22 protein-coding genes and 1 pseudogene are annotated in these 19,167 nt (G+C 40.6%); 9 read left to right on the forward strand and 14 right to left on the reverse strand.

Annotation, left to right across the window (positions count from 1 at the left end):
* Positions 1–103: 103 nt before the first annotated feature.
* The 4 genes from AC3WTL_RS05920 (at position 104) to AC3WTL_RS05935 (ending at position 3,370) form a co-directional block, all read left to right on the forward strand.
* On the forward strand, positions 104–820 hold the full coding sequence (locus AC3WTL_RS05920; RefSeq protein WP_252221795.1) for a sensor histidine kinase: 717 nt from the start codon (positions 104–106) through the stop codon (positions 818–820).
* Between the two features lie 110 nt (positions 821–930).
* Entirely contained in the window at positions 931–2,091 is a 1,161-nt protein-coding gene (locus AC3WTL_RS05925; RefSeq protein ID WP_048010104.1) for a CapA family protein, read from the forward strand.
* A gap of 66 nt (positions 2,092–2,157) precedes the next feature.
* Entirely contained in the window at positions 2,158–2,970 is an 813-nt protein-coding gene (locus tag AC3WTL_RS05930) for a CPBP family intramembrane glutamic endopeptidase (RefSeq protein ID WP_252221792.1), read from the forward strand.
* 106 nt (positions 2,971–3,076) lie between these two features.
* The gene (locus tag AC3WTL_RS05935) at positions 3,077–3,370 is read left to right on the forward strand and encodes a HesB/YadR/YfhF family protein (protein ID WP_048010106.1); all 294 of its coding nucleotides are present in this window, start codon (positions 3,077–3,079) and stop codon (positions 3,368–3,370) included.
* A gap of 93 nt (positions 3,371–3,463) precedes the next feature.
* On the opposite strand, the gene AC3WTL_RS05940 is transcribed toward AC3WTL_RS05935, so the two are convergent.
* From AC3WTL_RS05940 to acnA, 9 genes are all read right to left on the reverse strand, one after another.
* A complete protein-coding gene (locus AC3WTL_RS05940; protein ID WP_061790818.1) occupies positions 3,464–3,763 on the reverse strand; it encodes a hypothetical protein in 300 nt (99 codons plus the stop codon).
* Between the two features lie 67 nt (positions 3,764–3,830).
* Positions 3,831–4,268, reverse strand: a complete 438-nt coding sequence (locus AC3WTL_RS05945) for an acyl-CoA thioesterase (RefSeq protein ID WP_048010108.1) — start codon at positions 4,266–4,268, stop codon at positions 3,831–3,833.
* Positions 4,269–4,270: 2 nt separating this feature from the next.
* Positions 4,271–6,583, reverse strand: coding sequence for an AAA family ATPase (locus AC3WTL_RS05950; RefSeq protein WP_252221786.1), 2,313 nt, complete (start codon positions 6,581–6,583; stop codon positions 4,271–4,273).
* Positions 6,584–6,709: 126 nt separating this feature from the next.
* A complete protein-coding gene (gene tlp / locus AC3WTL_RS05955; protein ID WP_048010110.1) occupies positions 6,710–6,961 on the reverse strand; it encodes a small acid-soluble spore protein Tlp in 252 nt (83 codons plus the stop codon).
* 540 nt (positions 6,962–7,501) lie between these two features.
* Entirely contained in the window at positions 7,502–7,645 is a 144-nt protein-coding gene (locus tag AC3WTL_RS05960; protein WP_035332449.1) for an acid-soluble spore protein N, read from the reverse strand.
* A gap of 61 nt (positions 7,646–7,706) precedes the next feature.
* The gene (locus AC3WTL_RS05965) at positions 7,707–7,838 is read right to left on the reverse strand and encodes an FbpB family small basic protein (protein WP_175609044.1); all 132 of its coding nucleotides are present in this window, start codon (positions 7,836–7,838) and stop codon (positions 7,707–7,709) included.
* Positions 7,839–8,071: 233 nt separating this feature from the next.
* Positions 8,072–8,593, reverse strand: coding sequence for a peroxiredoxin family protein (locus AC3WTL_RS05970; RefSeq protein WP_048010113.1), 522 nt, complete (start codon positions 8,591–8,593; stop codon positions 8,072–8,074).
* A gap of 55 nt (positions 8,594–8,648) precedes the next feature.
* Positions 8,649–9,065: a hypothetical protein gene (locus AC3WTL_RS05975; protein WP_048010114.1), complete on the reverse strand. Its 417-nt coding sequence runs from the start codon at positions 9,063–9,065 to the stop codon at positions 8,649–8,651.
* A gap of 101 nt (positions 9,066–9,166) precedes the next feature.
* On the reverse strand, positions 9,167–11,875 hold the full coding sequence (acnA, locus tag AC3WTL_RS05980; protein ID WP_197215113.1) for an aconitate hydratase AcnA: 2,709 nt from the start codon (positions 11,873–11,875) through the stop codon (positions 9,167–9,169).
* A gap of 353 nt (positions 11,876–12,228) precedes the next feature.
* Between acnA and sspO the strand changes: the two genes are divergently transcribed.
* Positions 12,229–12,378, forward strand: coding sequence for a small acid-soluble spore protein SspO (gene sspO / locus AC3WTL_RS05985; protein WP_222499551.1), 150 nt, complete (start codon positions 12,229–12,231; stop codon positions 12,376–12,378).
* A gap of 431 nt (positions 12,379–12,809) precedes the next feature.
* Here sspO and AC3WTL_RS05990 read toward each other — a convergent pair whose 3' ends face one another.
* The gene (locus AC3WTL_RS05990; protein ID WP_009334724.1) at positions 12,810–13,067 is read right to left on the reverse strand and encodes a hypothetical protein; all 258 of its coding nucleotides are present in this window, start codon (positions 13,065–13,067) and stop codon (positions 12,810–12,812) included.
* A gap of 86 nt (positions 13,068–13,153) precedes the next feature.
* Here AC3WTL_RS05990 and AC3WTL_RS05995 point away from each other — a divergent pair, with 86 nt between their 5' ends.
* Both AC3WTL_RS05995 and AC3WTL_RS06000 read left to right on the forward strand, forming a co-directional pair.
* On the forward strand, positions 13,154–13,333 hold the full coding sequence (locus AC3WTL_RS05995; protein WP_061790828.1) for a hypothetical protein: 180 nt from the start codon (positions 13,154–13,156) through the stop codon (positions 13,331–13,333).
* The gene (locus tag AC3WTL_RS06000) at positions 13,330–13,476 is read left to right on the forward strand and encodes a small acid-soluble spore protein P (protein ID WP_076256329.1); all 147 of its coding nucleotides are present in this window, start codon (positions 13,330–13,332) and stop codon (positions 13,474–13,476) included. The genes AC3WTL_RS05995 and AC3WTL_RS06000 overlap by 4 nt, the downstream gene beginning before the upstream one ends.
* A 44-nt stretch (positions 13,477–13,520) precedes the next feature.
* Here AC3WTL_RS06000 and selA read toward each other — a convergent pair whose 3' ends face one another.
* Entirely contained in the window at positions 13,521–14,918 is a 1,398-nt protein-coding gene (gene selA, locus AC3WTL_RS06005) for an L-seryl-tRNA(Sec) selenium transferase (RefSeq protein WP_048010118.1), read from the reverse strand.
* A gap of 92 nt (positions 14,919–15,010) precedes the next feature.
* Here selA and AC3WTL_RS06010 point away from each other — a divergent pair, with 92 nt between their 5' ends.
* The gene (locus AC3WTL_RS06010; RefSeq protein WP_048010119.1) at positions 15,011–15,412 is read left to right on the forward strand and encodes an Hsp20/alpha crystallin family protein; all 402 of its coding nucleotides are present in this window, start codon (positions 15,011–15,013) and stop codon (positions 15,410–15,412) included.
* 86 nt (positions 15,413–15,498) lie between these two features.
* On the opposite strand, the pseudogene AC3WTL_RS06015 reads toward AC3WTL_RS06010, so the two are convergent.
* Positions 15,499–15,681 (reverse strand): annotated as a pseudogene (locus AC3WTL_RS06015) (Rdx family protein); the annotation flags it as partial.
* Between the two features lie 175 nt (positions 15,682–15,856).
* On the opposite strand from AC3WTL_RS06015, the gene AC3WTL_RS06020 reads away from it, so the two are divergent.
* Positions 15,857–16,600: an arylamine N-acetyltransferase family protein gene (locus AC3WTL_RS06020; protein WP_222499546.1), complete on the forward strand. Its 744-nt coding sequence runs from the start codon at positions 15,857–15,859 to the stop codon at positions 16,598–16,600.
* 34 nt (positions 16,601–16,634) lie between these two features.
* Here AC3WTL_RS06020 and AC3WTL_RS06025 read toward each other — a convergent pair whose 3' ends face one another.
* Both AC3WTL_RS06025 and AC3WTL_RS06030 read right to left on the reverse strand, forming a co-directional pair.
* The gene (locus tag AC3WTL_RS06025; RefSeq protein WP_197246042.1) at positions 16,635–17,579 is read right to left on the reverse strand and encodes an L-threonine 3-dehydrogenase; all 945 of its coding nucleotides are present in this window, start codon (positions 17,577–17,579) and stop codon (positions 16,635–16,637) included.
* Positions 17,580–17,635: 56 nt separating this feature from the next.
* Positions 17,636–18,826 (reverse strand): glycine C-acetyltransferase, encoded by a 1,191-nt coding sequence (locus AC3WTL_RS06030; protein WP_492369210.1) that lies wholly within the window; start codon positions 18,824–18,826, stop codon positions 17,636–17,638.
* Positions 18,827–19,167 lie beyond the last annotated feature (341 nt).

The following is a 19,167-nucleotide window of genomic DNA, read 5'->3' on the forward strand; positions in this document are numbered from 1 at the left end:
GAATATACTTTATACATAAAAGAACATATATTGATATCTTTCGCCATACATTAGTTTAGGCTTAAATTTTGCCGAAAACGCTAATGTTAGGATGAATAATGAGATGGAAAAGGAAAAAATGAAGAATTTAAAAATAGCTGAAGGAAAAATCCTGGAAAGCGACGGCCAGCTGGCAGCAGCATTAGCCCATGAAATCAGAAATCCGCTGACAACAGTAAAAGGGTTTATGGAACTCTTAAAGCCTTATTTAACTGAAATCGGCAAAGAACAGTACGCCCAAATTGCGATTGATGAGATTAATAGGGCAAATGATCTGATTTATGAATTTCTAAATGCATCGAAACCTGGAATAAACAAGAAAACGGAAATAGACTTAAACAAATTGATTCAGGAAATGAAGATTTCTTTCGAAAATCAGGCAAATATTAAAAATATAAACCTTTCAGTTAACCTATGTCCTGGAGAGCCCGCCATCTATGGTGATTCTAATAAGATAAAGCAAGTACTGATTAATTTAATAAAAAATGCACTGGAGGCATGTGAAGAAGCTCATGCAGGAGAAGGAATGGTTTGCCTGACTGCCAAATCAAACAGCCGGAAAATCCAAATCATCATTGAGGATAATGGACCGGGAATGACAGGAGAAACGATCAGCAGATTATTTTTGCCATTTTATACAACGAAAGAAAAAGGGACTGGCATCGGTCTATCCTTATGCCGGAAAATAATAGAGGAACATAAAGGCAGAATTAAAGTCCATTCCACACTTTCACAAGGCAGTGTTTTTACAATTGAACTTCCTATGGCATTTAGCAAATAAAAACATTGAATTTGAATGGGAAAATTGCAGAAAAATGATGAAAAATGCAAAAATTCATATTAAAATTAGACTATTAATATATTCTGCTTCATATTAAGGGGATAATTTTGATGAAATACACCAAAGCCTTCCTGTTATCTGCATTTTTCTGTACCACATTAGTAATTTGCTCGGGTCTCTTAATCTATAAAATGCACACTGAATATAAGGCTGAGGCAGCTGAAGCCAAACCTGTTCAATTGCATGCTGAAAACAGAGAAACTGCCGAGGGCAACAAAATCCTTATTGAAAGGGTGACCTTGGGAGCTATCGGAGACATCCTTATTCATGATTGGGTATATAATGATGCTAAAACAAAAACAGGCTATGATTTCAACCCGATGTTTGAACATGCAAAATCGCTATTAAGTACGCCTGATCTCTTACTTGCCAATCAAGAGACTATTCTTGGCGGCCCAAAGATAGGAATTTCCAGTTACCCAATGTTCAACAGCCCTCAGGAAGTGGGGAATGCCCTCATTGATGCAGGCGTTGATATCGTTTCAACTGCCAATAACCATTCACTCGATAAGGGTGTAAAGGGCTTGGAAGCATCTCTGGATTATATGGATCAAATTGGATTGCCGCATGTGGGAACGAGCAGAACACCACGTGAGCAGCAAACCTTGAAAATACTCAGCAAAAACGGAATTAAAGTTGCCTATCTTTCTTATACCTATGGCACAAACGGAATTCCTGTTCCGGAAGGTAAGGAATATCTCGTTAATCTCATTGATGAAACCGCCATAAAAAAAGAAATTAACCGGGCTAAAGACGAAGCTGACGTCGTTGTGATGAGTATGCATTGGGGAAATGAATATCAGCTTCAGCCAACAGAGGAGCAGAAGAAATTAGCTGAGACTCTCGTAAATGAAGGTGTTGACATTATCTTCGGCCACCATCCACATGTTCTGCAGCCTATGGAGTGGATTGACAGAAAAGACGGCGGCCGGTCATTGGTCGTTTACTCGCTTGGCAATTTTTTATCCGGGCAGATGCGCGATTATAAAGATATAGGCGGGCTTGCCACTGTGGAGGTTACAAAATATATTGACCAAAACGGGGTCGATATCACACTTACCAATCCGGAATTCGTCCCGACCTACGTCAGCAATAAACAGCTGAGTAATTACCGGATCGTACCGCTCGAGGATGCGGGCAGCTTTGGTTTACCACATGCAGAGTCCAAATTTGCCGAAATTATGAAACATATGACTGGAAACGTTCAGTAAAGCGCTTATTAGCGCTTTTTTTTTGTAAAGAATGGTAAAATATTTTGTATACTGGGAGGTTCGAATATGAAAACCGCTTATGTTAATAAGTCTTTTCCTTTTTTGCAGCTAAGCGTATTCACCGCTGGCGTATTGCTTTTTCAAGTGAAGCTCTTCTCTTTCGCTTTCATTCTTTCGTTTGGCCTTATCATTTTTTTATTGTTTCTCTCAAAGCAGGAGCGTGTTTTTTCCTGGACCATTGCCGGATACTTAACAGGCAGCCTTTTGTTTCTTTATGGCGATAAGCTGCTTGATGCACTGCCCCTTCCATACTATATCTTATTGATATTGAATAGGCTTCTTCTGGTAATCCCGATCCTGATTCTGGTCTATATTTCAATAAAGTTTAATAAAACGGCTATCCCCTTTCTGCAAAAACCGGATTGGAATTCCCTCATATTTTTCCCATTCATATGGAGCGGTTTCCATTCAATAAAAATAAAGCATTTTCTTATGATTGCTATCGTAATTAATTTTGCCGCATTTGCTTATTCTATTTTTTCAGCAGATAACTCGTTTTCAAGGGACTTTTTAATATTTCTGATTGGCTTCTCAATTGTAAATGGACTAATGGAAGAGCTCTTATGGAGAGGAATTATCTTATCCAGAATGGCTGAACTTTCAGGAGAAAAGGCAGCAGTTCTTTTTTCCGGGCTGGCATTTGGATTTTCTCATATGATGCTTGGCTACTCATTTATTTTGTGTCTTCTGTTTGCTGTCGGCGGCATATTTTACGCGGCCGTCACAGTGAAATCCCAAAGCATCTTTCCTGCCTTCATATGGCATATGGCCATGAACGTATTTATGATATTAAGCGGTTTAATATCTTTTCCGGGCTAGTTGAATGCTGACATGGCATCAAAAAAGAAATGAAGCAGACATTTTATTCGCGCATAGGGAAAAACTAGCCTATAATATGACTATCACCCAGGAGGAGGAATTTCAAATGAACATACATATCGAAGATCAGGCTGCCCAATGGTATCAGGAAGAAATGCTCTTAAAAAAGGGTGACTATGTCCGCTTTTTTGCAAGGTATGGAGGCTGCAGCACTGTGCAGCAGGGATTTTCACTAGGGGTCTCGAATGAACAGCCACATGACGCTGGAGTGAAGACCGAAAAAAACGGAATTACTTACTTTATCGAAGAAAAGGACTTATGGTATTTTGATAATCACGATTTATTCGTGACATTTAATGAAAAAGCACAGGAACCTGAATTCAAATATAACAATGAGTAAAAGAAGCAGACACCGCCTGCTTCTTTTTTTCAGAAAATAAGTATATATTCTGAAGTTAGATAACTGTCTAGCTCCAGGCGCCTTCCGCTTTTCTTATTCCAGCTGTTCCAGCTGCTCCAATAGCTTCTCTTTTTTAAGGATTTCCTTCTGCCTGGCACCAATTAAATCAAAGTGTGAGTAGCCATCAGTCCGATAATCAATCCACTCTGGCTTAAGCCCATGCGATTCTCCCCAATCTATCAATTTCTTCAAATCTGAACAGCCGACCTTTGTGACCGTTTTACACCCAGGGAATCGCTCATCCAGCCAATAATGAGTCAAAAAAGCAATTTCTCCACGGTCTATTTTCCTCTTCCATTCTTGAAGATCTTTTCTTCGAAGGCCGAATGCCATTTCTATTCTCCATCCTTTAGTTTATCGCAGTTTAAGGCAGTAAGACTCCCACTGATTGAAGTTTCACTTATCTGACAGCACCTTCAGGCTGCTTTTTCGCTTTTTCATATGCTTCATGCCAATCAGGATATTTCTTTTTAATTGAAATTGGGCGGAAATTATCCTTTTTGACGCAAACATGCTTTGACAAGCCTGTTACGGCAAGCTCTCCTTCATCATTGAATATTTCATATCCGTAGCTGACGCGGAAACCGTCATACTCTTCGATCCAGGTTTTAATTGTTGCAGTCTGTCCGTAGCGCAATGGTTTTTTATAAGAAGCAAGAATATCCAGAACAGGAGAGATAATTCCATCCTTCTCCATTTCAGCATAGCTGAATCCAAGATCTTTAATGATCTGTGTCCGGCCAAGTTCCATCCATACCAGGTAATTGGCGTGATATACTACTCCCATTTGATCTGTTTCTGCATACCTTACCTCTATTTCTTTTGTTGAGATGAGCATCCCTATTCCCCTTTACTTATTTTATTTAAAGCTATTTCGAAATCCGGCATCTCCAAAATGCTTACCTGCTCAATATCCTCAGCAAGTGCTGAAACAATTCTCATGGCCTGTGCCTGAATGGCCTCATCAGCAAGATTGGCCGCAAAACGTCCATTCCCGTTTACTTCAATCTTTGATAAAGTGTGGTTAAGGTAATCCTTTGCTTCCTCCGTTAGTGTGTATTCATATTTTCCAGCATACGAAATAATAATTTCCAGGAGCTCTGGGGTTGAATAATCTTTAAAATGAAAGAACTTTTTGAATCGCGATTTTAACCCCGGGTTACTTGACATTAGCTTCTCCATTTCATTCGGATAGCCAGCCAAAACAACAACAAGATTTTCATTATGCTTTGTCATTTCATCCACTAACGTATCAATGACTTCTTTGCCAAAATCTCCTGATGTCTGAGAAAGAAGTGAATATGCCTCATCAATGAATAGGACACCACCCAATGCCTCTCTTATCTTTTTCTTTGTCTTGATAGCAGTTTGGCCAACATAGCCGGCTACAAAATCAGCACGGCTCGCAACTATCAAATGTCCGCGTTTCAGAAATCCGCATTCCTTCAGCAATTCTGCATAGATCTTTGCTACAGTCGTTTTTCCTGTTCCCGGATTACCGGTAAATACTGAATGAAGCTGGATAGGGACAACCGGAAGACCTCTTTCACGGCGCACCTGCTGCATTTTAACAAAGGACACTAAATGTTGAACTTCTTTTTTAACTGTTTCAAGTCCGATCAGCCGGTCAAGCTGCTCCCGAGGATTCATCAGCTTTTCTTCTTCTTCACTTTCAAAATCTTCTTTTTCCAAAAGTGTATAAGACATGATGTTTTCGTTACTTTTTGCTTGAGAGCCTTTTTTAAAAATCGCATCCAGAACAATGTTTCTTACAGTCCTGGCATTACCGAATGTATCATCAACCCGCTCTTTTTCAATACGTTTGCCCAGTTCCTGTTTTGCTCCTTCTGTTAGAACATAATCATTATCGGCTGACAGCTTCTCAGCAATCTGCAAAAGCTCCATATTTGAATAATCAGGCAGCGCAATAAAGTTTGACTCCGGGAAACGGCTGCGGAGACCAGGATTACTGTCCAGAAATTGTCTCATTTCTTCAGGATAACCGGCCATAATAACCGCAAACTTTCCTCCGTATTCAGTTCCGGTCATCAACGATACAAGGGTATCAATAGCAGTTTGTCCATAATCGCTGCCAGTCTGTCCCTCACGCTTTAAACTGTAAGCCTCATCAATGAATAGTACACCGCCGATCGCCTTTTCAACTGCCGCTCTGACATTTTCTTCTGTTTGCCCGACAAACCCTCCAACCAGCTGTGACCGGTCAGCTTCGATTACTTCTTCCCGAGGCAAAACACCAAGGCTGTGATAAATCTTTGCCAAAAGCCGTGCGATAGTCGTTTTGCCCGTACCTGGATTCCCGGTTAGTATCATATTGAGGCTGAGTTCATCCTTCGTCTGAAAACCAAGTGACTTCCGTTCATTTTGATATTTTAAAAACCGATAAAAATCATGAACTCTGCTTTTGACAGAGTGCAGGCCAACCATTTCATTTAGTTCATCCAGAGGATCGGTTTGCACATCAGACTCCTCTTCCTCTGATTCAAATATCACTTTCCACTCATTTTTAAGCCTGCTGATGGCATTCAAGTGGTTTTTCATATCGGTATAATAAGTTGAAGTATGGAAAACACCTGATATGGATTGCTCATATTCCTCCGAAGCCTTTAAAAGTAAAGCTGTCTCCTCAATAGCTTTTTCAAGTATTTCAGCCAGCTTCCGGTATTCCATATCCTCATAGGCATGCTGCTTTTTCTGCAGGTCTTCTAACTCATCATCAGCTTTGTTTATAAAGCTTCGGCAAATTTCAATAAATTGCTCCGCTGTTTTCTTTTTAGCTGCCCTGTTATCGGTTTCGCGAATTGGAGGGAAAGTCAGGGCTTCAAGCAGATTGCTTTTATTTTTCCATTCGGATTTTCCTAATTGGGCTGCTGCCATTGAATTTCCAGTGTCCAGTTCAACAGCTTTCTGCAGCCATGCACTGGCAAGAGTATCATCAGTATTGTTGTTTAGCCTGGAGATAGCAGCCATGGCCAATAATTCCGAAAGCAGACCTGGGTCTGTCTTTTCATTGATATTCTTAATTACATTTAGCAGCTCTGCTTCATTTTGTATGTATCCGTATTGATCAAGCTCATTCTTCCAATAGCCGATCTTAATTTCTTCTGATGTTGCCTGTCTATTCTGCTGTGTCATCGATTATCACTTCTTCTTCTTAGTTTCCTCAACTTATCTTACCATATTTCTGTTATTATCTATAAGGATGCGCACCTTTGCTCCAAAGGAAAAGACCTAATCACATTGGATTAGGTCTTGAAGATGTCAATAATTATTGTTCTCACTGCTATTGCCGTTTTGCTGTGCCTGATATTCATCTTTTATTTCCGAACGGAATGAAGCAAGACTTTCCCGGCGGCGTTCATTTTTAGCTTCAATTCTGGCAAGATCTTCTGCATTTGCATACTTCATTGATTCTTCAGCTTCGTCCATGTTCTCAATTGTATGAACGATCATGGATTGAAGCTTTTCAACGTTATCGCTGCGGTCATCAGGGTTTGGTCTATTATGTGCCATGGTATGTTCCTCCCTTTGTTAGGTGATGGTACAAATTTAGTTTGTGAAAGAACAAGAAAAATATTGGCGGAAAAGTGTGGGTCGCCTGCCTGATTTACCAGAAATGATCAGAAACAAAAGAACCTGCCCTATATAAATGGCAGGTTTTATATATAATTTTGAACGTCGATAACTGTCTAGCTCCAGCGCCTACCCCCTCGAGGTCACGAGCTTGTCTTGTTTCGGCTCATAGGGACGAAAGACTAGCCAATCCCTTCCATAAGGAAAGAACACCTTCTTGCAGGGCTCGTCTTATGCTTGTCGTCCCTAAGCAGTTGCCTCCACATTTCGGACAATCCTCCCCAAAGGCAAAGAACGCCTTTCCCGGAGGCTCGTCTTGTGCTTGAGGCCCGCAGGACAAGGGAAGGCTTCGTCAGCATAAACATCGCACGACCAAAAGCGACAGCTTTTGGGAGGATGCGGGTCATGCAGACGTTGCCACAGGACGTGGCGTTCTTAGTCTGCGTTCCTTCGTGGGCAAGGCGCTTCCGCTTTTCTTAATTATTCGCCTTTAGTTTGTATCACTTGAGCATGCTGTCCGGATTTGTCCTGCATCTTCTTGCCTTTGTTGCCGCCAAATCCCCGTGATTGTGTACCAATATGGTTCGGATTGAAATGATTAGGGTGTCTTTTTGGATTACTCATTATATCCCTCCTCATTTAAAGTTTGTGCATTTGAGGAGGGTTTCATGATTGGCAAGTAATTCTATTCAGCCTTGTTCAGACGTTTAAGCTCGAGGCGCTCTTCAATTTTTTCCATAGCATCATGATCTTTAAGCAGCTGGCGTTTATTTTCTAGTACTAATTCTGCAAAGGAGCGTTTTCTAGGCTTTCTCATAAATCTTTCACCTTCCTTTAATAACATTGTAACAATCATTATCTCCATAAAACCGTTAAATTATTACAACTTTTCGAAAATTTAATCCGCATATACCCAGACTACGTGAAAAAAGTACATATGGTTCGAAGTTTATTGGTGAAATATTCAGAAAATATTAATTCTAATTTAATTTTTCCCTTTTTATTACAGCATAAACCTATAAAAAAACATCTGCTTATGCAAATGTTTTTTTACATTTCATCTATATACTGATTCATAAGCTCCACGGACATCGCACTTAAATATTTATTCCGAATAATTCCTTCTTCATCAATAAAAAAAGTGGTTGGAATTGTTATTATTTGATAGGCGTTAGAAGCTTTTTCGTCCACATCAAGTAAAATCGGAAAGTTCACTTTCATTTCTTCAGCAAAACCTGCAACATCAGATTGAGGATCGATGTTCACTGCCAATATAGCAACATCATCTCCCTTCTGAGTATAGAATTTTTGAATATCAGGCATTTCAGCTTTACATGGAGGACACCAGGTTGCCCAAAAGTTTAGCATGACTTTTTTTCCTTTGTAATCTGAGAGCTTGACGGTTTCCCCTTGCAGGTTTTTCAATTCGAAATCTGGGGCTTTCAAGCCTATTCCTAATCCTGTCTGATTAACGGGCTGACTTTCGATATCACCTTTTTCAAAAGCCTGCACTACAAAAACCGCGGTAATAATGATTAATAACACAGAAGCTGCAAACATTTTTTTGAACATGCTGTTTTCCCTCCTGGCTTATTAAGCCTTTTTGCTTCCTTGATTTTATTTTAACCTAGAAAAGCAAAATTAATAAGGTTCTGAACAGCCAATAAGACAGCATAAATGTGACAGATCCGTAAACAATTCCTTGAATCCATTTATTCAGCGGATAGTTGTATTTCTTAATAGCCAATACTAAATAAAATATAGCAAAAAAAGCTCCTAAAATAATTCCTTTTCGTCCTCCTGAGAAATATAAAAATCCCATCGGACTGCTTAGAATATTTTCTGTTTGGAAAAGGATTGAACTAAACTTATAAGTAAAATAGCCGATAAGAACTGAATTCAAGATGACATTCAGAAAGACTTTTTTATATTCCGCGCTGTCTCTTAGGACTTGTAGAAGAGTGAAATAAGTAACAAATCCTGAAAGCAGCACAATAACCCATTCGTACTTCACTAATAATGGTCCAATCAAAAAAGCACCCAATATCAGCCCTCCACAATTAAAGATACAATCAAGATACCTAAACCCGTAAATTTTGTAAATAAAAAGCCGCTATGTGAACAAACACATAGCGGCGGGTCAAATTAGTTAGCCAATTTATCACGAAGAACCATTTGCAAGATTCCGCCATGACGGTAGTAATCGATTTCAACTTCAGAGTCGAAACGGACTAGAACTTCGAATGTAGTCTGGTTGCCGTTTTCATCTGTAGCTGTAACCTTAACAAAGTCACGTGGTCTAACATTTTCGTCGATCTGAACATCGATCGTTTCTTTTCCTGACAAGCCAAGAGTTTCTGCACTTTCGCCTTCCTTGAACTGAAGTGGAAGAACTCCCATTAGAACAAGGTTAGAACGGTGGATACGCTCATAGCTTTCAGCAATAACGGTTTTAATTCCAAGCAGGTTCGTACCTTTGGCAGCCCAGTCACGGGAAGATCCCATTCCATAGTCTTTGCCGGCAAGAACAACAAGGCCAGTTCCATCTTCTTTATACTTCATGCAAGCATCATAGATAGATGTAACTTCACCAGTTGGCCAGTAAGTTGTGAATCCGCCTTCTGTGCCTGGCGCAATTTGGTTGCGGATACGGATGTTTGCAAATGTTCCGCGCATCATTACCTCATGGTTACCGCGTCGGGATCCATAAGAGTTAAAGTCACGTGGTTCAACACCGTTCTCGCGAAGATATTTTCCTGCTGGCGTATCTTTGCCGATCGCACCTGCCGGAGAAATATGGTCAGTTGTTACAGAATCACCGAACTTGCCGACAACACGCAATCCTGATAAAGGTTTAACTTCATCAGCATTAGGAGTTAAGCCTTCGAAGAACGGAGGATTCTGGATATATGTTGAATTATCATCAAATGAATATAAAGGCTCATTGCTAGTTTGAATTTGATTCCAGCGAGCATTGTCGTCAAATACATGCTCATATTCTTTACGGAACAATTCAGGTGTAACAGTCTGTTTAACCACTTCATTAACTTCAGCAGTTGAAGGCCAGATATCGTTAAAGAAGACATCATTGCCATTCTTGTCTTTTCCGATTGGCTCGTTTTGAAGGTCAATATCAACCGTACCAGCTAGTGCATAAGCGACAACTAATGGCGGAGAAGCCAGGTAGTTAGCTTTTACAAGCGGATGGATACGTCCTTCAAAGTTACGGTTGCCTGAAAGAACAGATGTTACAAGAAGATCGCTTTCAGCTACAGCCTTTTCGATTTCTTCTCTTAATGGACCGGAGTTACCGATACATGTTGTACAGCCATAACCAACAAGGTTGAATCCAAGCTGTTCCATGTATGGAAGAAGTCCTGAATCACGCAGGTATCCGGTAACAACCTTTGATCCCGGAGCCAAAGAAGTTTTTACGAACTTAGGAACTTCCATTCCAAGTTCAACTGCTTTTTTCGCCACTAAACCTGCACCAACTAAAACGTAAGGGTTTGAAGTATTTGTACAGCTAGTGATGGCCGCAATGGCAACAGCACCCGTTTTCATCTTGGTTGAATCGCCATTTGCAAATTCAACAGTGACTTTTTTGTCGATTTCTTTCTTATCCAAGCCAAAGCCCTGGTTGCCCTGTGGAGCAGTGATCGCGTCATTGAACTCCTTTTTCATTGCTGAAAGCGGAATTAAATCCTGCGGACGCTTAGGACCTGAAAGGTTCGCTTCAATTTCGGAAAGATTGATTTCAACTACATTTGTGTATACCGGCTCTAAAGATGGATCGAAGAACATTCCATTTTCTTTGCAGTATTTTTCAACAATCTTGATTTGCTCTTCAGGACGTCCAGTCAGGCGCATGTAATCAAGGGCTTCTGCATCAACAGGGAAGAAACCGCAAGTTGCACCGTATTCTGGAGCCATGTTAGCAATTGTAGCGCGGTCAGCCAGTGGAAGCTGTGTAACACCAGGGCCGAAGAATTCTACAAACTTGCCAACTACTCCCTGGCTGCGCAGTACTTGAGTTACCTTTAATGCAAGGTCAGTAGCAGTTGTTCCGTTAGGAAGCTCGCCAGTAAGCTTAACCCCTACAACTTCAGGAACAGGGAAATATGAAGGCTGGCCCAGCATACCTGCTTCAGCTTCAATTCCTCCTACACCCCATCCAAGAACGCCGATACCGTTGATCATGGTTGTATGGGAGTCAGTACCTACAAGAGTATCAGGGAAAGTTTCGTAGTCGCCCTCTGTTGTCTCAAGCGCATGAACAACATTTGCAAGGAACTCAAGGTTTACCTGGTGAACAATACCTGTTGCAGGCGGAACTGCACGATAGTTGTCAAATGCTTTTTGTGCCCAGCTCAAGAACTGGTAACGCTCAGCATTTCGCTCGAACTCAAGCTCCATGTTGGCTTCAAGAGAATCAGGTGTTCCATACTTATCTACCTGTACAGAGTGGTCAATAACCAGATCAACAGGCTTCTCAGGATTAATTTTATCAGGATCCCCACCCATGTCAGCCATTGCCTTACGCAATGAAGCAAGGTCAACTACTGCCGGAACTCCAGTGAAGTCCTGCAGAATTACACGTGATGGTTTGAAAGGAACATCTACTTCTTTTACTTCAGAAGTTCCCCATTTTGCCAGGTTTTCAACATGCTCTTTTGTAATTACACGGCCGTCATATTGACGAAGTACTGATTCCAATAATACCTTAATTGAATAAGGCAATTTAGAAACATTACCTACGCCAGCTTCTTCCAGAGCACCTAAATGATAGTAATGATAGCGCTTCCCGTCCAGATCAAAGGATTTGCGGGAATTGAACACATCGTTCTTTGCCAAATGTATTACCCCCTCTTTCAATAAACATCATATACCAAGTGTTAGGTAATTGTCGAAAAGTTTGAATTTTCATCCATCCTTACTTTTCTCACAATTCCTATATTAATACAACCTGCTATATAAGTAAATAACAAGAAAGTTATTGTTTTTGATAAGTTTTTCTTATCATAATTTCTTATTTACTTCCTTAAGCCTTTTAAATGCCGTAATTGATAGTGTTTTTCAATTAGACAAAAATACCTTACCTTGCCTGGTTATTATTCTGCAAAAACGAAAAAGGGAATCCGCCAGTCTAAAAAACAACATAAATTGACATTATCCAAGGAAAAATAGTACCAGGGAGGTGAGTGACTATGGCTAAAAGAAAGTCTAATCATATTATTGACGGTATGAACGCCGCAAAAGGTCAAGGCATGGGCGCAGGGTATAATGAGGAATATGCGAATGAACCATTAACAGAAGCTCAAAGGCAAAACAATAAAAAGCGCAAGAAGAATCAATAAAGTGAAACTTCAATCAGTGGGGAGTGCTTTTCTCCCCGCTGATTGTTAGTTGCGGCCCACAGGACAAGGAAGGCTTCGTCAGCATGAGCATCGCACGACCAAATGCGTCAGCTTTTGGGAGGATGTGGGTCACAAAGACGTGGCCACAGAACAAGGAAAGCTACGGCAGCGATACATCGCACGACCGAAAGCGTCAGCTTTTAGGAGGACGTGGCGTTCTTAGTCTTTGTCCTTCTTTCGGGCCTTTACATTATAAAGCGAGGCGACTTGCCCAGGGGTGACAAGCGAGCCCCTAGGAGTCGCAGCTAGACTGGGCAGTTTAACCCCCTCTTATCTTCCTTTGATTCCTTTGATTCTTGAAGTGGGGGTCTTACTGCCCGTTAGACTGCGATAAATAATAATACCCGGCTGAACTGCAGCCGGGTAAATTTCTAGTATTGGTTTACATCATCAACCATGGATCTTAAATCCTGCTGGAATCTCTCCAGCTGTGCACGCTGATGGTCAGAAGCAACCTCCAGGGCATTTTCAATTTGAGCGTATGCTTCATTTACTTCCTGCTTTAGATGTTTTAGCTGATGTCCATAACTGGCAGAATCTTTTACAATTTCAGCGTAGAGCTCCTGTGCATCTTCCATTCCCTGCTGTGCAGCCTGAAATGCCTGCTGTTTATCTTTATGATATGGCATGCTTATTTCACTCCTAATAAAATTTGTACCATTAAATTGTGCAATAGCATCATAAAATATTCCGCGAAATCACTCAGGAGGAACTCTTGACATTCAGCCACATTTTGCAAGGCAATTTTTCAATGAAAAGAGACAAACTAACACATGAGATGAAGGTGAATATCACCTTGTATCTTTTCTACCCGTCAGCCATTAAGACGGCAGCCGGCATATCAGCTGCCTGGAGCGGAAGAAACATCCTATTATCCGAGGAGGGCTTCAATTGAACAAAAACAATGGCAAAGACATGCGCAGAAATGCACCTAAAGGACATAACAATGATGGACAGCCTGAACCATTAAGCGGCTCTAAGAAAGTAAAAAACCGTAACCACACCAGACAAAAACATAATTCTCACCACGATATGTGAATGTAAAGAAGCAGCTGCCTCATCATCAGGCAGCTGCTTTTTCTTTATACAGCAATTAAAGCATTTATTATGGTGTCCTCTTCTTCAGCAGTAACTGTCCTAAGATCAATCAGAATTTCTTCCTTTTGAATCCTGACTATTATGGAAGAATTAATCCTTAACTGGCGGCCGATATGATCTGCTGAATATTGACGGTGCTTTAAAACTGCAATCCAGGATGGAAGCTCTACCTCAGGCATCGTGCCTCCCCCAACCTGCCCTGTACTTTGTCTCATTGAGCATACATAATCGTTCCCGGCGGCTTGTAATCTGTTAAGAAATTGGGACGTTCTCACTTTGAGTTCATCACTGGTCATCAAAACATCATGGACCACAGGAATATTTTTTAAACCCTCTTCGCCTTTTAAGTAATCAATTAGCGTGCCTTCGAGAGCAGCAATGGTCATTTTATCTACCCGGAGAACCCGGGCAAGCTGATGTTTTTTCAGCTTTTCGATTAAATCCTTTCTTCCGGCAATAATTCCTGCCTGTGGACCGCCCAAAAGCTTATCTCCGCTGAAAGAAACGATATCTGCCCCCATTTTTAAAACATCGCTGACTGCTGGTTCATTTCCGATTCCTTTGCTTTTAAAATCAAAAAGTGCACCGCTTCCCAGATCTTCATAAAATATGAGGTTTTTTTCTTTTGATAGGCGGGCAAGTTCCCCGGTGCCGACTTCTTTCGTAAAACCGATAATTTTAAAATTGCTCGTGTGCACCTTCATAATCATGGCTGTATCTTCATTTATCACTTTTTTATAATCTTCCAGGTGGGTTTTATTTGTTGTTCCCACTTCAACGAGCTTTGCCCCGCTCTCTTCCATTATGCTTGATACCCTGAAGGAGCCTCCGATTTCAACTAGCTGTCCACGGGAAACGATTACTTCTTTTTCTTCCGCAAGAGCTCTTAAAATGAAATAAACGGCAGCAGCGTTATTATTGACTGCCATGGCTGCTTCTGCACCTGTCAGTTCTTTGACCAGATTTTCCAGGTGACTATGCCTGGATCCCCGTTCGCCTTCAACCAGGTTATACTCCAAATTGGAATAGTTCATGGCAGCTTCAAGCACATGATCCGCTGCAGACTTGCTTAACCGTGCCCGGCCAAGATTAGTGTGAAGAATAGTGCCAGTAGCATTAATAACTCTTTTAAGTGTATATCCATACCGAACAGTAATTACCTCTTCTGCTTTTTGAAATATTAGGTCCGTAAACTTCTCCGTACCGGGCTCCTCACCGGTCCAATTCCCAGCAAGAATAGTATTCCTTATCTCAGAAATTACCTCTTTCAGCATGTTGGTTGTATGTATAAAGTCAATTCCATACTGGTTCATTAAATTAGTAAAACGCCGGTCTTTTTGCAGTTCATGCACCGGCAAAATATTTCTGACTGTACTCTTCATAATATCCCTCCAGCATTTGCCCCGTTATTATATCATTTTTCACTAATTTGCATGAAATGAATACTATAGAATGAAACAAGGGGGTTTTGAAGTTGAACAAAAAGGAAGATTTCCATCCTTTTAATTTGAGTGAATTGGAAAAATGGATGGAGGATTATTACCTGGACCCGCTTTCTTCTTATTTGGATCAGATAACATTCCGCATCGACTTATACGATACGGAAGCGCAGATTATCGTTGAGGCGCTTTTAACGGGATGTGCATCAAAAGATGTAACCGTTTCCTTAAAAGAAGACAGCGTAATCATCAAAGCTGCTAAAATAGATGACACAGAAGCAATTCGGCGCGGTCATCCATGCATGCGAAAAGTTAAACTGCCTTTCTCAGTTGTAAATAAAATGGTTAGTGCAGAGTTTGCAAATGAGATATTAGAGATTTTTATCAATAAAAATGAAGCGGGACCGGGATGCAATAGAGAGATAATCATCGATTGATAAACTGAGCTAGAGGTTGCCTTATACCCTTTGTTTACATAGATCAGCAAAAAACCTCCTCCGCCCGGAGAAGGTTTTTTACCGTTTTAATTTTGCATTTTTTCGATGATTTCTTTGGTTTTAGGAAAAACGCCTGTATCCAGCTTAGAATAAAGCTTTTCTCCATTCACTGTTACTTCAAAAGCTCCGCCCTTGCTTGGGACCAGCTCCATTTTTGAAATATCAGAACGAAAATGAGTAAATAGCTCTTCCGCGAAACTCGCGGCTTTAGGTGCGTAGTTTCACATCATGCAAAATTCAATTTTTACTTCATAAGTCATATTTTAACCCCCGTGTATTTGTTAAAATTAAATATAATGACATTCTAGTATAACTATTTTATTACTGCAAATCGATTTGTTTTTCCTTCAAAATAGAAAGCAAAAAAATTTATGGAGTGATTTGATGGATGCACAAAAATACCTGCAGCGAATTAAAGTTTCGGCTGACCGTAATCTGGATCTTGAATATCTGACAAAACTGCAGAGAGGGCATATGCTCAATATTCCATTTGAAAACTTGGATGTGACACGAAAAATCCCGATAAGGCTGGACACAGATTTGTTTTCTGAGAAAATACTGGAACGGAGCCGGGGAGGCTTTTGCTATGAATTAAACGGTCTATTTCAGCTTCTCCTGTCAGAACTGGGATTTCAATCACATCTTATTTCCTGCACCGTTAAAAAGCCTGATGGATGGGCCAGAGAAGATTCTCATGCAGCTATACTGGTTTACTTGCACCAAGTTCCTTATTTGGTTGATGTAGGGTTTGGTGATTCCGTCAGGCAGCCTCTGCCTTTAACCGGTGAGGAAAAAACCGATGTCAGCGGAACATACAGGATAAAATCAACAGCTGGAAAAAAATTTGATCTTCAGCGGCTTGAGGATGGCCAATGGAAAATTCTATACCGTTTTTCTGATAAGCCGGTGCAGCTTGGCGACTTTCATGATGCCTGTTTATTTAATCAGACCTCACCCGAATCCCATTTTACACATGGCGATCTGGCTACTATCGCTACAAAAAATGGCCGTATTACAATTTCAGGATTAACTGTCACCAGGTCCGAAGAATCCGGAAAAAATAAATTCGAACTAACCGAGGAGGAAAAAAGAGAATTTCTTCTTGGGCAATTCAAAATAAAATTGTAAAAGGGACAGCCCAGCGGCGTCCCTTTTAATTTGATTATAATTTTGTTCTTAATTTATCAAGCATATCAGCAGTCATTTTTACTAAATCAAAATCTGCTTTGAATCCCCACTCTTCTTTTGCTGCAGAAGCATCAATCGAGTTTGGCCAGCTGTCTGCAATTCCCTGGCGCACAGGATCCACTTCATAGGAAATTTCAAATCCCGGGATATGCTTTCTGATTTCAGCCGCAATCTGTTCAGGTTCAAAACTCATCGCTGTTACATTAAAGGAGTTGCGGTGGATGAGTTTATCTGCATCAGCTTCCATTAAATCAACGATGGCATTCAGCGCATCCGGCATATACATCATATCCATATATGTGCCTTTGTCGATGTAGGATGTATAGCGGCCATTTTTAATGGCTTCATAATAGATCTCAACAGCGTAATCAGTCGTTCCGCCCCCTGGAGGAGTTACATACGAGATTAAACCAGGGAACCTCAAACCTCGAGTATCCACACCAAACTTGTAATAGTAGTAATCTGACAGCAATTCGCCCGCAACCTTATTCACGCCATACATTGTAGTTGGGCGGTGAATAGTATCCTGTGGAGTGTTGTCTTTAGGCGTAGAAGGGCCAAATGCACCAATAGAGCTTGGCGTAAAGAATTGTGCATTACACTCTCTTGCTGTTTCAAGTGCATTCATAAGCCCGCCCATATTTAAATTCCATGCAAACACAGGGTTAGCCTCAGCTGTAGCTGATAATAGAGCTGCCATATGAATAACTGTATCTACATTGTATTTCTTTGCTGTATCCAGCATTGATTTTGCATCGGTAACGTCAACCATTTCAAATGGTCCTGAATTAGCAGCCTCCGAGTCATTTTTTCTGATGTCTGTTGCGATAACATTGTCCGTTCCATAAATCTCTCTTAATTTCAAGGTTAGTTCAGAGCCGATTTGGCCTAAAGCTCCTGTAATCATAATCCGTTTCATCTTATTCCTCCAACGTTTCCTCTTTGCCTTAATTTTGAAGCCATTTATAGCCGAACTTAAATAATTCCCATTTCCTTGCCGACTTTTTCATAAATCGCAATTGCCTGATCCAGCATTTCTTTCGTATGTGCTGCAGATGGCATGTTTCTGACACGTCCCGTTCCCCTAGGGACAGTCGGGAAGACGATTGATTTTGCATAAACGCCTTCTTCATTGAGCTTTTTGCTGAATTCCTGTGTTTTTACTTCATCTCCAACAATACAAGGAGTAATCGGTGTTTCGCTGTCGCCAATATCAAAGCCTAATTTTTGCAGCCCGTCTTTAAGGTAGTTGGCATTTTCCCATAGCTTTTCATTCAGCTCTGTGCTTTCCATCAGCAGCTCAATAGCTTTCGTACTTGCTGCTACATCTGCAGGTGTTAAAGATGTAGAGAATAGGAATGGTCTGCTGCGTACTTTCAGCCAATCAATCAAGTCCTTTTTGCCGGCCACATATCCCCCAACAACACCAATCGCCTTTGAAAGTGTGCCGATCTGGAAATCGATTTTATCGGAAAGGCCGAAGTGCTTAACAGTGCCTGCTCCCTTTCCAAGAACACCTGAACCGTGTGCATCATCCACATATGTGATCAGATCGAACTCTTCAGCGATTTCCACGATCTCAGGAAGCTTGGCGATATCCCCATCCATCGAGAAGACTCCGTCAGTAATAACCATGATCTTGTTGTACTGTCCTGATTCTTTCGCTTCCTTCGCTTTAGCTCTTAAATCTTCCATATCAGAATGATTTACGCGAATAATCCTGGCTTTGGATAAGCGGCATCCATCAATGATAGAAGCATGGTTCAGCTCATCAGATAAAATGGCATCATTTTTATCCATAACAGCAGAAATAGCAGCCATATTACAATTAAATCCGGACTGGTATGCGATAGCTGCTTCTGTATGCTTGAACTCAGCCAGCTTTTCTTCTAGTTTCGTGTGAAGCTCAAGTGTTCCATTGATCGTGCGGACAGCACCTGCTCCAACCCCATATTTTTCAATTGCTTCGATTGCAGACTTTTTTAGTCTTTCATCAGTTGCCAAACCTAAATAGTTATTGGATGAAAGATTAATTAGTTCTCTGCCGTTGATTTTGATTATTGGACCATTTGGGCTTTCAAGTGGGTCAATTACGTTGTAAAGTCCTCTATCCTTTAAATCCTCCAGGTTTTCTTGTAAAAAAGCATCTAAAATTTTGCTGGTCATATCAGTATCCCCCAGTACTTTTTATTGAATGTCGCCAACTCATATACAACTGTATTTTCAGAGAGGACATTTTTTAATTAAACAAACTTAGCTATGTAAAGGTTTTTTCACATTATACTTTAACACAATTTTTCATTTTGTACACTTATGAAGGACAGATTTTCTATTAGTGTTTCTATGAAATTTCCTTATAATAAGTTTTCCCTATTATCTCGAAAAAATTTACCTGCATATTTAGCTCAATTGAATAAATATACACATAATTGATCTGTTTACTCTATGATTGCACAGGGAACCAATCAAACATAGAACAATAGGTCAGGCATTAAGCCTTTGGAGGT

The sequence above is a fragment of the Cytobacillus sp. EB106-05-05-XG126 genome, from assembly GCF_058791715.1.

Bases quoted from the DNA above. Each gene is read 5' to 3' on its own strand.
- AC3WTL_RS05920 (WP_252221795.1), top strand. From the start codon at position 104: ATGGAAAAGGAAAAAATGAAGAATTTAAAAATAGCTGAAGGAAAAATC.
- AC3WTL_RS05925 (WP_048010104.1), top strand. From the start codon at position 931: ATGAAATACACCAAAGCCTTCCTGTTATCTGCATTTTTCTGTACCACA.
- AC3WTL_RS05930 (WP_252221792.1), top strand. From the start codon at position 2,158: ATGAAAACCGCTTATGTTAATAAGTCTTTTCCTTTTTTGCAGCTAAGC.
- AC3WTL_RS05935 (WP_048010106.1), top strand. From the start codon at position 3,077: ATGAACATACATATCGAAGATCAGGCTGCCCAATGGTATCAGGAAGAA.
- AC3WTL_RS05940 (WP_061790818.1), bottom strand. From the start codon at position 3,763: ATGGCATTCGGCCTTCGAAGAAAAGATCTTCAAGAATGGAAGAGGAAA.
- AC3WTL_RS05945 (WP_048010108.1), bottom strand. From the start codon at position 4,268: ATGCTCATCTCAACAAAAGAAATAGAGGTAAGGTATGCAGAAACAGAT.
- AC3WTL_RS05950 (WP_252221786.1), bottom strand. From the start codon at position 6,583: ATGACACAGCAGAATAGACAGGCAACATCAGAAGAAATTAAGATCGGC.
- tlp (WP_048010110.1), bottom strand. From the start codon at position 6,961: ATGGCACATAATAGACCAAACCCTGATGACCGCAGCGATAACGTTGAA.
- AC3WTL_RS05960 (WP_035332449.1), bottom strand. From the start codon at position 7,645: ATGAGTAATCCAAAAAGACACCCTAATCATTTCAATCCGAACCATATT.
- AC3WTL_RS05965 (WP_175609044.1), bottom strand. From the start codon at position 7,838: ATGAGAAAGCCTAGAAAACGCTCCTTTGCAGAATTAGTACTAGAAAAT.
- AC3WTL_RS05970 (WP_048010113.1), bottom strand. From the start codon at position 8,593: ATGTTCAAAAAAATGTTTGCAGCTTCTGTGTTATTAATCATTATTACC.
- sspO (WP_222499551.1), top strand. From the start codon at position 12,229: ATGGCTAAAAGAAAGTCTAATCATATTATTGACGGTATGAACGCCGCA.
- AC3WTL_RS05990 (WP_009334724.1), bottom strand. From the start codon at position 13,067: ATGCCATATCATAAAGATAAACAGCAGGCATTTCAGGCTGCACAGCAG.
- selA (WP_048010118.1), bottom strand. From the start codon at position 14,918: ATGAAGAGTACAGTCAGAAATATTTTGCCGGTGCATGAACTGCAAAAA.
- AC3WTL_RS06020 (WP_222499546.1), top strand. From the start codon at position 15,857: ATGGATGCACAAAAATACCTGCAGCGAATTAAAGTTTCGGCTGACCGT.
- AC3WTL_RS06025 (WP_197246042.1), bottom strand. From the start codon at position 17,579: ATGAAACGGATTATGATTACAGGAGCTTTAGGCCAAATCGGCTCTGAA.
- AC3WTL_RS06030 (WP_492369210.1), bottom strand. From the start codon at position 18,826: ATGACCAGCAAAATTTTAGATGCTTTTTTACAAGAAAACCTGGAGGAT.